Source organism: Bradyrhizobium sp. USDA 4011 (assembly GCF_054063415.1).
Window position 1 is genome coordinate 2712034 of the sequence record NZ_JBSSGG010000001.1, and the last position, 12529, is coordinate 2724562.

11 protein-coding genes are annotated in these 12529 nt (G+C 61.0%); all 11 read right to left on the reverse strand.

Going from position 1 to position 12529, the window contains the following annotated elements:
* Positions 1-266 precede the first annotated feature (266 nt).
* Entirely contained in the window at positions 267-476 is a 210-nt protein-coding gene (locus ACVW1C_RS12695; RefSeq protein ID WP_456758705.1) for a hypothetical protein, read from the reverse strand.
* Positions 473-721, reverse strand: a complete 249-nt coding sequence (locus ACVW1C_RS12700) for a hypothetical protein (protein ID WP_456758706.1) — start codon at positions 719-721, stop codon at positions 473-475. The genes ACVW1C_RS12695 and ACVW1C_RS12700 overlap by 4 nt, the downstream gene beginning before the upstream one ends.
* A 787-nt stretch (positions 722-1508) precedes the next feature.
* Positions 1509-4886 carry an adenylate/guanylate cyclase domain-containing protein gene (locus ACVW1C_RS12705; protein ID WP_456758707.1) on the reverse strand — a complete coding sequence of 1126 codons (3378 nt, stop codon included), beginning with the start codon at positions 4884-4886 and terminating at the stop codon, positions 1509-1511.
* Between the two features lie 437 nt (positions 4887-5323).
* Entirely contained in the window at positions 5324-5968 is a 645-nt protein-coding gene (locus tag ACVW1C_RS12710; RefSeq protein ID WP_456758708.1) for a glutathione S-transferase family protein, read from the reverse strand.
* Position 5969: 1 nt separating this feature from the next.
* A complete protein-coding gene (locus ACVW1C_RS12715; protein ID WP_456758709.1) occupies positions 5970-6710 on the reverse strand; it encodes an SDR family NAD(P)-dependent oxidoreductase in 741 nt (246 codons plus the stop codon).
* On the reverse strand, positions 6703-7923 hold the full coding sequence (locus ACVW1C_RS12720; RefSeq protein ID WP_456758710.1) for a CaiB/BaiF CoA transferase family protein: 1221 nt from the start codon (positions 7921-7923) through the stop codon (positions 6703-6705). The genes ACVW1C_RS12715 and ACVW1C_RS12720 overlap by 8 nt, the downstream gene beginning before the upstream one ends.
* Before the next feature lie 46 nt (positions 7924-7969).
* Positions 7970-8671 (reverse strand): ABC transporter ATP-binding protein, encoded by a 702-nt coding sequence (locus ACVW1C_RS12725; RefSeq protein ID WP_456758711.1) that lies wholly within the window; start codon positions 8669-8671, stop codon positions 7970-7972.
* A complete protein-coding gene (locus ACVW1C_RS12730; RefSeq protein WP_456758712.1) occupies positions 8658-9407 on the reverse strand; it encodes an ABC transporter ATP-binding protein in 750 nt (249 codons plus the stop codon). The genes ACVW1C_RS12725 and ACVW1C_RS12730 overlap by 14 nt, the downstream gene beginning before the upstream one ends.
* A complete protein-coding gene (locus tag ACVW1C_RS12735) occupies positions 9404-10402 on the reverse strand; it encodes a branched-chain amino acid ABC transporter permease (RefSeq protein WP_456758713.1) in 999 nt (332 codons plus the stop codon). The genes ACVW1C_RS12730 and ACVW1C_RS12735 overlap by 4 nt, the downstream gene beginning before the upstream one ends.
* Positions 10399-11277 carry a branched-chain amino acid ABC transporter permease gene (locus ACVW1C_RS12740; protein ID WP_456758714.1) on the reverse strand — a complete coding sequence of 293 codons (879 nt, stop codon included), beginning with the start codon at positions 11275-11277 and terminating at the stop codon, positions 10399-10401. The genes ACVW1C_RS12735 and ACVW1C_RS12740 overlap by 4 nt, the downstream gene beginning before the upstream one ends.
* A 25-nt stretch (positions 11278-11302) precedes the next feature.
* Complete coding sequence (locus tag ACVW1C_RS12745) at positions 11303-12499, reverse strand: ABC transporter substrate-binding protein (protein WP_456758715.1); 1197 nt, start codon at positions 12497-12499, stop codon at positions 11303-11305.
* Positions 12500-12529 lie beyond the last annotated feature (30 nt).

Below are 12529 nucleotides of genomic sequence, written 5' to 3' on the forward strand. Positions count from 1 at the left end.
CTCGCGGCGCTTTGATTTTTCGCGTTTTCACACAGCCAGGGTCACACTCGGAAGTTGGAACGCGCGATTCGCGACGTCCGCTTCACTCCCGGCACCGGACCTTCAATAGCCAGCGCGACACTTCCGAGAAGGCCACTCCCGGCCTCATACACCAAATAAGGACTTACTCGATCGGCAGGCCTTGGTGGCTATCGAACGGTCCTAGTCAGTGATCGCAGCCTTTGGAATTAAGAGGTTCAACGCATCCCGGGAAGCGGCTAGCCACCCTAAGCTCCCCTGCTATCCTGTTTGCCGACCACGCAGCGCCAGCCCGCCAGGCGCTCTGCCGGATGCAGGTTCATCCACTCGGCGAGCTGCGGCGCGCCCATCAGGCAGGACTGCATCGAGACGTCGGCTAAGTCCGAGGTGGTGACGGTCTGCTCGTGGCAATTTGCCGGAGCGGAGAGATTGCAGAGCACGGCGATGATCTTGATCACGACTGGAGAACCCCATCGCTCCGATGGGCATTTGCCCGGATGATCTTGATAGCCTTGGCCACCGTTCGTGGATTTAGGCCTAGCGCGTGGATTACTTCCTTCTTCTTGCAGCCGAGATTGCGCCTGAGGTAGCCGCGCACACGCTCGACGTTGAATGCCTCCAGCTCCTTGGAGCCGGAGCGCAGGTTCAGCGTTTCAATGGTACAGAATTTGAGGAACATGTTTGAAGCTGCCCAGCCGGTCATGCACGCCATTCGCGTTCAGCGCTCAGCCGATCGGGCGAATGCTTTGCCGCATCAACATGCGAAGCTTTCTCAGCTCGCCGCTCGTAGTCGTCGGCTAGGGCCTTAAGCTGACCCGCAATCGCTGAGTCGGTCATGGTTTGGGCTGCGCGGAGCAAAGTCCGTGCCGTCTCTAAATATCCCTTGCCTCGTTGTGAGATCTGGATCATCACAAAGCCCTCGCTCGGTTCTCTGTCAGCTGGTTGAAGGTGATCTGGAGCCAACCCACCCAATTGCGATCACTTTCCTTGCGAGCTCTGAAGCGATCGACGCACTTCTTAGAACAAAGAGGCGTTCGCCACGAGTAGTGCCGCACGAGACCAAACTTCCCGTCACAAACGGCGCATCGCGCGGCACTGCCAGATTTAAGACTTTCGGAGCAGATGGGCATCGTAGTCTCCTCTTGGCTCTATCGCAGCTGTTCGTCGATCATCCTTTTTTCACGATCGCACTTCATGAGCCCGTGCGCTTTTCTAACGCGTGCAGCCTAGGACGGTCTCGATCAGCAACTCAATTGAACGTCGGTAGTCGTCCGTCATCTAAATGGTGTCACGGAACGATACGAAGGTTTAGGGCGCTCCCCCTTGAAGCCGACCAATTCCGCGATGGGTCAAACTGAGATCTTGGACCAGTGGGAGCGGCACTTCCGGTCTTGGCTCCCATGCGGACATCGTAACGGCCGTTTGGCATGTCTCAGAAGGGCCAGTAACGGACTTATGCGCCGCAAAAAATCCGAGGAAAAAACTCGTTGTCAGTCCTGCAACCCGGCGAGCAGTGCCTTGGCTTCCTTTAAATCGAGGGTATCGAAGCCCTCCGTGAACCAGCCGTAGATTGGAGCAAGAAGTTCTCGGGCCTTGTCCCGCTTCCCCTGATCGCGCCACAACCGTGCCATGCTCGTCGCCGCGCGCAGTTCGAGGGACTTTGCCTGCTGCCTACGCGCCACCGCGAGTGCACCTTCAAAATACACTTCCGCTTTTGCCGTATCCGGCTCGCCCGAGAGCAGCACGATGTCTCCGGCCAGGCGGTCGATGTCGGCATCGCACCAGCTTTCCTTGGATGCCTTGCTCGCCGCAAGTGCCTCGCCGATGCAGCGCCAAGCCTCAACGAATTGGCCGAGCCTCGCATGGGCATCCGCCAGGAACAACATGTGCAACGGCGTCCAACAAGTTGCACCGGTCGACCGCCAGGCGGTCACCCCGGATGTGATTGTTCGGACAGCATCAGCCGTTCTGCCGCTAAGCGCCAGCGCGCAACCCTGATGAAAGACTGCTTCAGCTTTGCGGAGCAAAGCGCCCTGTTTATCCGCCAAGACGACGAGCTCGTCCGCGAGCGCGTTCGCCGCAGCGTGGTTCCCGCAGAGCATATGGGTATAACTCGTGATGCCCAGCGCTAGCATCAGATTGGTAGCCTGGCCGATCTTGCGCGCTTCATTAACCGCGTAGTCAATGTCCGCTTGCGCGGCCCCGGGATAACCAAGCAACCAGAGGGTCCACGCTCGAAAGGACAAGGCCGCAATTCGAACGTCAATGCCAAGTCGCGTCGCCAGTGGACGGTACTCGGCAGGATCGTAAAGGGCGAGCGCCTTATCGAAGCGCGTTCTAGCTTCGGCAATATTTCCTGTAAGCCCCTGTGTCATTCCCATGTAGTGATGTGCGATGGCGAGCAGGACGGTCGCCTCGTGCTTCTCGGCGAGCACCAGTAGCTCCGCCGCAAGCTCGCGCATCCGGTCGCCGTCGAACGCCACGTAAGCGCCGCGCCAGAGGCCCACGAGCACCGAAACCTGCAGCAGTGGATCGTCCAGAGCCTCTCCGAGCTGTTCACTTTGTGTCATCAGTTCGCTAGCCCGGCCATACGCCGCTCTCGTCTCAGGCGCCGCGTGGCCCGCGGTGTCGATCAGTGCGTTCCCGAGCCCTACTAGCGCTTCGATCCGATCGCGGATCAGCGACGCCGTAACCGGCAATACCTCGAATTGGGAGAGCGCGCGCGTAAAATGCGCCACTGCCTCGATGAAGGCCGAGCGCGCGAGCGACTGCCGCCCCGCCTTGCTCCAGAGGCGCGCAGCTTTCTCGGTCAGGCCGGCCTCGGTGCAGTGGTGCGCCAGCAGGTCCGGCTGACGATCGGCAATATCCACGATTTGGCTTTCGAGGACTTCGGCGATACGGGCATGGAGCGCGCGCCTTGGCTCCCGCAGCAGCGTGCCATAGGACGCGTCCTGGACAAGTGCATGCTTGAACAGATAGCTCGCGTGCGGCGGCACGCCCTTGCGGAACAGCAAGCCGGCCTGGATGAGACGATCGAGTGAGGAGACCAGTTCCGCCTCTCGCTTGCGCGCCACGGCGGCCAACAACGCGTGAGAGAACTCACGACCGATCGCCGCCCCGATCTGTGCCACCTCCTTGGGCGAGCCGAGCCGGTCGAGCCGGGCCATCAGGGACGCATGCAAACTCGCGGGGACGGCGTGCGCCGGCAAGGGAACCGAAGCCGCAGTCTGCATCCCTTCCAGCTCGCCGCCTGCCTCCAATACTGCCTTTGTCATCTCCTCCACGAACAAGGGGACGCCGTCGGTACGCTCGATGATGTCCTTTCTGATGTCCGCCCGCAGCGGCTTGTTGCCGACAACGCGGTCGATCATGGTGCCGATGTCGCGATGGCCCAGCCGATTGAGCGCAAGTGTCGTCACGTGAGGTTGCCCAACCCAGGGTGCCTCGAATTCGGGCCGGAACGTCACGATCAACAGCACGGGAAGGTTTGCAATCCGGTCTACCGTGCGACCAAACGCTTCCAGGCTAGTGGGGTCGGCCCAGTGCGCATCCTCAACGACCGTCAGCACGGGGCTGGAGCGCGCCAGGGTTTCCATTTGTAGGTCAAGTGCCTCCAGCGTCTTCTGCCGGCGTTGTTCGGGAGCAAGCTCCAGAGCGGGGTAGCGTCCGTCGTTGGGGAGTAACAACATCTCGGCAAAGAGCGCCGCGTCCTGCTTGGACGTCGAGCTTTGCGCCAGCAACGCATCGAGCTTGTCGAGCTTTGTTTGCGGTGTGTCGCCGTGCTCAAATCCGGCGGCACGTTCGAACTGCCCGATGAGTGAATAAAAAGCGCTGTCCGTGTGCTGGGGCGAGCAGAAGTAACGCAGCCGCGTGTGCGGTTCGGCTGCAAGCCCCTCCATGAGCGCTGCGCAGAGCCTGGATTTGCCGATCCCGGCCTCACCGGATAACAGCACCATCTGGCCTTCGCCGGCCTTGGCTCTCGCCCAGCGCCGCAGAAGCAGTTCAAGTTCTTCTTCTCGTCCGACGAGCGCAGTGAGGTCGCCGGCGTGCATTGCCTCGAAGCGGCTCTCGACAGAACTTGCCCGCAACACCGCGAAGGCTTTCACCGGCCCAGCGATCCCCTTGAGCTGCCTGGGTCCGAGGTCCCGCAGTTCGAACAGGCGGCCCAGCAGCCCGCGCGTTGCCCCGGCAATGACAACCGTGCTCGGCTCGGCGATGGCCTGAAGGCGAGATGCGAGGTTCGGCGTCTCGCCTACGATGCCGCGCTCCTGTGCCTCGCCCGATCCGATGAGATCGCCCACAACCACGACTCCAGTCGCGATACCAACGCGGGTCTGTAGGGGAACAGAAAACTTCAGTGCGCCAACTGCAGCAATCGCTTCCAACGCTGCGCGAACGGCTCGCTCAGCATCGTCCTCGTGCGCCTGCGGATAGCCAAAGTAAACGAGCACGCCGTCGCCCATGTATTTCGCGACAAAGCCGCCGAAGCGGCGCACGGTATCGGCAATACACGACTGGTAGGCCGAAATAATGTCGCGGAGATCCTCTGGGTCCATCCGTGCGGAGAGCGATGTCGAACCGACTAGGTCCGAGAACATCACGGTCACCTGGCGGCGCTCAGCGGTATCCTTGGCGGCTTCGTCTCTTGCCGGAGCAGTGTCGGATAGCGGCGTTGGTCCGTCCGCTTCGGCTCGCAAGCCCGCGATGGCGTCGAGCAGCTTGCGGCGATGCCCGACTGATCCAACACCGAGCTCCTTCAAGTCCTCCGCCGACAAGCTCGGCAAGACCGTGTCGTCGATTTCATTGTCGCGGAATGCCGCCTCATATTGCTCGAAGCCAAGCCTCCGCAGCCAATCCCCGACGTCCATGGCGGCCGCCCTGGTTCGCCTAACGGTGCATAATCCCTCAGGCGAGACAGCCTGTCTAGAGTGCCGCTTTTTTGATGATCGGTTCGGGTCAAAAGCGGGCACCGGGTCTTGGTCGAAAAATGGCCGCTAAGGCACCCTGAGCGGAAATCCATTGTGCACGCGTAGTCATCGTCAACCGAGCTGAGAGAAATCCGGCCTCCGCTTTCCCGTTGACTCTGATTGGGAAGAGAAGTTCAAATGTTAATAGGAAGCGGGCTGGAGGCAGACGCAGCGGCGCATGCTATACGTCGTGCTAGCCCGCCTGGAAAAGACTATCTAAGCTGGGCCCACGCCTGCGGGACATGGGATCTGCTTCGTCCGGACGACGGCGAAAAATCCTCGGTCACGCCGAAACGTTGCTGAGGCACAGCCAGCGACCCTGCGGTCGCGTCTAAGTCTTAACTCGAGCAGTTGGTCTTCTCACTGGCGAGGTAGGCGCTCCTTGCCGTGGTTCGTTCGAGATACGGGACTGCGCTATCGCAGATACCCACGCCATAATCGATCGCCCAGGTAAGGCACGTCGTGAGGAGGATGTCCGCCGTCGTAAATTGATCACCCATGAGATAGGTCCGGTCATCGCGTAACGCGGCGTCGACGTTTCGTAGCTGACTGCGGAAATATTCGCCCGCCTGACGCACGACTTCGGGCGCATGACCATAAATGTGCGCCAATCCCTTCACCGTGCCGTGCCGACGCATCACGTAAAGACTGGTCGAATCGAGTTCAGTGACGATAAAAAAACACCACTCCAACCACTTGGCGTAGCCATTGGGATCCTCGGGGACCAGCGGATTTTCGCTGGTTCCATAGCGGCGCGCCAAGTAAGCCACGATCGCGGCACTTTCCCCGATCGTCAGATCATTGTCTTGAAGCAGAGGAATTTTCTGCCGCGGGCTCAACGCGGTGAACTCGACCGTTTTGGTTTCGCCGGTTCGCGGCTGAATAGGACGCATATCATATTTGAGCCCTAGCTCGTGCAGCGCCCAATGCGGACGGATCGTGCGGGACGTTCCGACCCCCCATAAGATCAGGTTCGGATCCATGTCACCATGTCTCCGCGCTTGGCCGAAGATCGAGCTCATGCGTCCATCCATCGCGGCTCTGTTGATGCGCGTACCAGTACGCTTCGGCGATCGAGGATGTCTTCGTTAGGCTGTCCGGCTTGATGGTCTCAAGGTCGACGCCCGAGGCTTTCAAGCGCTCGTGGATGGCCACGCTATCGACGCCGGCGTCGATGATCAGGTGCATGACGTGAACGCCTTTTGGACCCAATTCGCGCGCCATCGCCTGCGCTACGGCCCGCAATCCGAATTTAGCCGCAGAGAACGCCGCAAAGCCCTTGCCGCCGCGTAGACTGGCGGTCGCACCCGTGAACAGCATCGTGCCGCGTCCTCGCGGGAGCATATGCCGCGCAGCTTCGCGACCGACAAGAAATCCGGCGTAGCAGGCGAGTTCCCAGGCTCGCGTGAAGAGCTTTTCGGTGGTCTCGAGAAGAGGCTTGTTCACGTTCGATCCGGCATTGAAGAGACACACCTCGATCGGTCCCACCTCTTTTTCGACCTTCGCAAACAGCTCTTGCACCTCCGCCTCGTTCCGGGCATCGACCGAAAAGGCATGGAAATCACAGCCTGCTTTCTTCAGCTCGTCGCCGAGTTGATGCGACTTGGCGGCGTCGCGCCTCGCCACGCACACGGTGAAGCCGCCCAGCGCGAAACGCTTTGCGACCGCGGCGCCAATCGCGTCACCAGCGCCAACCAGCAACGCAACTTTTTTCCCGTCAGACATGCTCGTGCTCCTTCACAACGGCAACCCGCACCGCCTTGTCGGCGATCATTTTTTCGATCTCGGCGTCGGAATAAGCGAGTTCGCGAAGGACCTCGCGGCTGTGCTCGCCGATGCGCGGCGCCGGCCCGCCAATCGCGGACGGGTTCACGGCAAACTGGGCCGCCGGCTTCGGTTGCCGGACGCGGCCGACGCCTGGCTGATCGAATTCGGTGATGATGCCTCGGGCGACCACCTGTTCGTTCTTGATGATCTCGGACCGCCGCAGGATCGGTGCACACGGCACATCCGCCGCATCAAGTCGGTCGAGCCAATCCGCCGTGGTGCGCAGGCCGATATATTCCTGCATCTTGTTGATGCGCGCGGTGGCGTTCACTGAGCGCGCCGTCGGGGTCGCGAAGCGCTCGTCCTTGACGAGCTCCGGATCGCCCGACGCCTTGCAGAAGCCTTGCCACTCCGAGTCCGAGATCGTGCCGCAGGTCAGGAAGCCGTCGAGCGTCTTGAAGACCAGGTCAGGCCGGTCATTGGGGTCGGTGACGGTCTGCTCCTTGCCGACGACGGTGTATTGCATCATCCCCTCGGGCCAGAGATAGGAGATCATCACATCCAGCATCGCGACGTGGATATGATCGCCGTGCCCGGTCTTTTCCCGTGCGTAGAGAGCGGAAGCCACCGCCTGCGCGGTCATCACCGCCGTCGTCTTGTCGCACACGATCGTGCGGATCATCTGCGGGCGATTGGTCACCGGCTGGGATTGTATGTCCGCGAAGCCGGACAGGCCCTGAACGATCGGGTCGTAGACGCGCTTCTTCACGTAAGGGCCATGGTCCCCCACCCCACTGATCGAAACGTAGATCAAGCGCGGATGGCGCTTTCGCAGTTCGTCGACGCCGAGGCCCAGCCGCTCCATCGTGCCGGGGCGGAAGTTCTGCACGAGCACATCCGCTTGGGCGACGAGACGGGCGAGGATATCCCGCCCGGCTTCGGACTTGACGTCGACGGAAAGCGAGCGCTTACCCCGATTGGAGGAGATGAAAAGCGCAGAGAATTCGCCCGCCTTGTCGATCGTCGCTCGGCTGCGACGCGTGATGTCACCTCCGATCGGTTCGATTTTCAGGACATCGGCGCCCTGATCCGCGAGAAACATCGTCGCAAATGGCCCGGATACGACCCCGGTCAAGTCCAGCACGCGAACGCCGTTGAGTGGTCCCGGCATTAGATTCTCTCCTTTTCGCTTCAAACGGAATGACTGCCTCGCATGGTCAGATGCTTAGATACGTGCGGCGCGCGGCTTCGTCGGAATCCAACGCCGACATCGTCCCCGCAAATTGGACGCCCCCCTGACTGAGAACGTAGGCCCTGTGAGCGAGCCGTGCCGCGAGCTGATAGTTTTGCTCGACCAGCAGAATGGGCGTCCCTTCGTCTCTAATGCGTTCGAGAACGTCGCCAAGATGGTCGACAATCACCGGCGCCAACCCCTCGCTCGGCTCGTCCAGGATGAGGAGATCAGGACCGCAAAGGAGTGCGCGTCCAATCGCCAGCATCTGTTGCTCACCACCGGAAAGCTGCCCGCCGAGGCTGCGGCGCCGCTCGGCAAGGCGAGGAAAAAGCTCGTAGGCGTAGTCGGCCGTCTTTCTCGACGGACGGCCGCGCGACGCCTTCATCGCGATGCCAAGGTGTTCGTCAACGGTGACCGATGGAAAGATGCCGCGATCTTCCGGCACATAAGCGATGCCTGTCCGCGCGATCCGATAGGTCGGCAAACGCTCGATCTGGCGATCGCCGAAGACGACCTTGCCTTTGCGCGATGGGACCAGGCCGACAATGGCCTTGAGGGTCGTGCTCTTCCCCGCTCCATTGCGGCCGAGAAGCGCCACGCATTCGTGCGCCCCTACGGCAAGCGAAATGCCTTGCACCACATGGCTGTCGCCGTAATAGGCGTGCAGGTCTTCAACCGCGAGCATGACGGTGCCCCAGATAAGCTTCGATCACCGTCCGATCCTCTTGGATTTCACGGCGCGTCCCGGTGGCGAGCACCTTACCGTAGCTCAGGACGGTAATGATGTCGCAGGTCGAGAACACGACATCCATGTCGTGCTCGACAAGCACGATCGTAAGATCTTTCGGAAGCTTGTTGATCAGATCGATAAGCTGCGCTCGCTCTTGCGGCGAGGTTCCCGCCGCGGGTTCGTCCATGAGGAGGATCTTCGGATCGGCGCAGAGCGCCAGCGCCACCTCGAGCTGCCGCTTTTGACCGTAGGAAAGATGCTTGGCCGGAACCTGAAGGGTATCCGTCAGGTGCATGCGCTCCGCTGCCCGCCGAGCCTTCTCGATCAGGTCGGTAAACTCTCGCTTCGAGCGCCAGAACACGCGGCGGCACGTATCAAAGGCCTGGCAGGCGACCCTCAGATTCTCCATAACCGTAAGATCTTCCATCAGCATGTTGCGCTGGAACGAGCGCGCAATTCCAGAGTGGGTTACTTTCTCCGGATTGGTTGCGACGGCTCGTCCGTCGACCAGCACATCGCCGCTGGTCGGAATCAGCCACCCGGTGACCAAGTTGAGGAAGGTTGTCTTTCCGGCACCGTTCGGACCGATGACGGCGCGGCGCTGACCGGGCGGCACCGTCAGGTTAAGGTCCGATATGACGTTCAGACCGCCAAAGGCTTTGCACAGTTTTCGGACTTCGAGCGCGCTCATGGCTTGCTCCGGACGGCCGACTTGAACGCCTCGACCACACCGTTGCGAAAGAATGCGACCACCAGCATGAAGAAAATGCCGAAGAACATCATATATTCGGTGGTCAGGACGCTCAGTCCTTGCTTGGCGAGGACGAAGACGGCCGCCCCGACCAGAGGGCCGGCCACCGTCGTGGTGCTACCGATGATGACCATCAGGACGCCCTCGCCGCTCAATTGCCAGCTCATCGAGTCCGGATTGATGAAATAGGTGTATTGGGCCTGAACGATGCCGGCGATGGCGCACGTCACGGCTGCCACGATGAACGCGCCGACCTTGTAGCTGCCAACCGCGTAACCCATGGCCGCCGCGCGTCGTTCGCTCTCTCGGATCGCGGCTAGGACGCTGCCGAAAGGCGAGTCGACAATCCGCCAGATGGCGGCGACGGCAAGAATGGTGACGATCAGAACGTAGTAGTAGAAAACAACCGGACTGTCGGCGTTCAGACCGAGAAAACCGAGATCGGGCCGCGGTATGCCCGACATACCATCGGAACCGTTCGTCAACCGGAGCTTGATCGCGGCACCATAGAACATCTGCGAGAACGCAAGCGTAATCAGCAGAAACTCGACGCCGCGGGTCCGCGTGCAGACAGCGCCGATCGCGGCTGCCAGCATCGCGACCAAAGCGAGCGTCGCGGGCACCGACAGCCATAAAGGCAGACCCAGCACCGTCGACCCGATTCCGATCCCGTAACCGCCGAGACCCAGAAACATTCCCTGTCCCAAGGAGACGAGCCCGGTCGTGCCGACGAGCAGATTTATGCCCGAGGCGAAGATACCCGCGATCATGATTTCGACCGCAAGCGTCGTGGCGTAGGAGGCTGATAGCCAGGGCAGCGCTAATGCTCCCAGGATGGTGAAAGCGGCAAGTGCGAACGTCGCACGCCGGACCTGGAGCGCAGGGGAGATCCTGTGCCGCGCCGCCGCTCGCACGATCATGGCCTCGTCGCTCATGCCACGCGCTCCACCGTGCGGAACATGCCCTGCGGCCGGACGATCATGACCCCGATCAGAAGCAGATAGATGGCGAACATCTCGACCTCGGGCAGATAGGCCTGCGACATGGCGTTCGTCATCCCAACAATCAGCGACGCATAGAAGGAGCCTCTCAGATTGCCCAGGCCGCCGACCACCACCACCACGAACGTCTCGACCACGATGGTGATGCCCATTTGCGAATAAACGCTCGTGAGCGGAGCGGCGATGACGCCGGCCAAGCCCGCCAGCGCTGCCCCGAGCCCAAAGACCACAGCGAACAGGGCATTAATGTTTACGCCGAGCGCCGTCACCATTGCGCGATCGTCCACACCCGCGCGCAGCGTCGCCCCGAGCAGTGTTCGGTCGAAGACGAAGGTCAAGCCGGTGGCGACCGCCAGTCCGACACCGATAATGAAGAGCCGGTACACCGGATAGGATATGCCGAGCAGATGGAGATGGCCGGTCAGTATCGCCGGCGTCAGTACCGCGAGGAATGCGGATCCGAACAGCCATTCGACGGCGCCAGCCGTCGCAAACAGCAGGCCGAACGTCAGCAAAGCGAGGTCAAGATGAGTGGACCGGCCACGTTCGGCAAGCGGCTGCAGCACCATCGACTGCAGGAAGGCGCCCAACAGAAGCGGCAGCAGGGGCCCGAGCAGCAACGCAAGCCAGAACGAGCCTGTGAGGCCCGCGACAACGACGCCGCAATAGGCTCCCAGCGTGAAGAATGCCCCGTGCGCGAGGTTAAGGATGTTCATCAGGCCGAAGATTAAGGTTAGGCCTGCGGCCAGGAGGTACACGAGCATACTGAGCTGCAGACCGTTCAGTACTTGTGTGAGGAATACCTGCATCGGACTGTGCTCTTATGGAATCCGGTCAGAATGACTTCGTGCATCCGGGCAAATCTTCGGCACCGGCAAACTCGTCCACATAGGTCGGAAGGAGATTGCCGGCGGGATCCTTCTTGATCTTCACGACGTAGATTTTTTCGAGCAGGGCACTGTTGGTCGCATTGAACCGCAGCTTTCCGCGCGGTGAGCCGAAGACCAGGCTTCGCATGGTCGTGATGAACTGGGATTTGTCCGCCGGCATCCTGCCGCCCAGCTTCTCAAGGGTAAGCATGACCGCTTTTCCGTTGTCGTAGCCGAGTTCGGCGTTGACTTCCGGATCCTGCTTGAACATCTCGCGGTACCTAGCGACGAACTTTTCGTTCGCCTCGGTCGTGGCTGTCGACAGATACGTCGTAATGAACTCCGGGCCTACGATGAGATCGCCGAGAGCCGACCGGTTGAGCTGGTCATATATCCAATGGTCGCCGACCAACGGGAGCTTCTCGCGGAGTCCGAAGTCGGCGTGCTGCTTGACCAACTGGACGGCTTCGGCACCCGCGTAAAACGAATAGATGATTTGCGCGCCCGAATTGCTCGCCTGGGTGAGTGCCGCGCCCCAATCTTTCGTCTTCTGGAACGGTGTCCAAATCTTTTGGACGACCTTGCCGCCGGCCTCCTCGAAGCCACGCTTGAAGGCATCCAGGAAGGAATGGCCCGCCGAGTAATCTGGCCCCATAATCACCGCTGTACGAATGCCGTGACTGGCCCAGTATTTGCCGGAGTTGTACTGGAAACCATTCGCGCTGAACGAGGTGCGGGCAACGTAAGGACTGCAAAATTTCGCCGTGATTTCGTCGGCAAAGGCGTTGACGAGAACGAGTGGCTCCTTGGCTTTGTCGGCCAATCCCGAAACCGCGATGCCGACGCTGGAGCTGATCACTCCCGCCACCAGATCGACCTTCTCGAGTTGAACCAGCCGGTTGAATTGCTGAACGCCGACATTCGGCGTCAGTTCGTCGTCGGCACGTATGATGTCGATGCGCCGGCCGGCGACGCTGTTTCCGTATTCGGCGAGCGCGACCTGGAAGCCTCGATCTATTCCCTCGCTCGGAACGGCATAGACCCCTTTGTAGGGCAGCATGAGGCCGATCTTCAGGGGCGGCAGATCTTCGGCGCGCGCCATCTGCGCTGCAGCGCCGAGCACAGATAGGATTGCCGCCGCCAAAACGCCTGTATACTTCATCAGAGCCCTCCCGCAGCTCGTCTCCGGCCG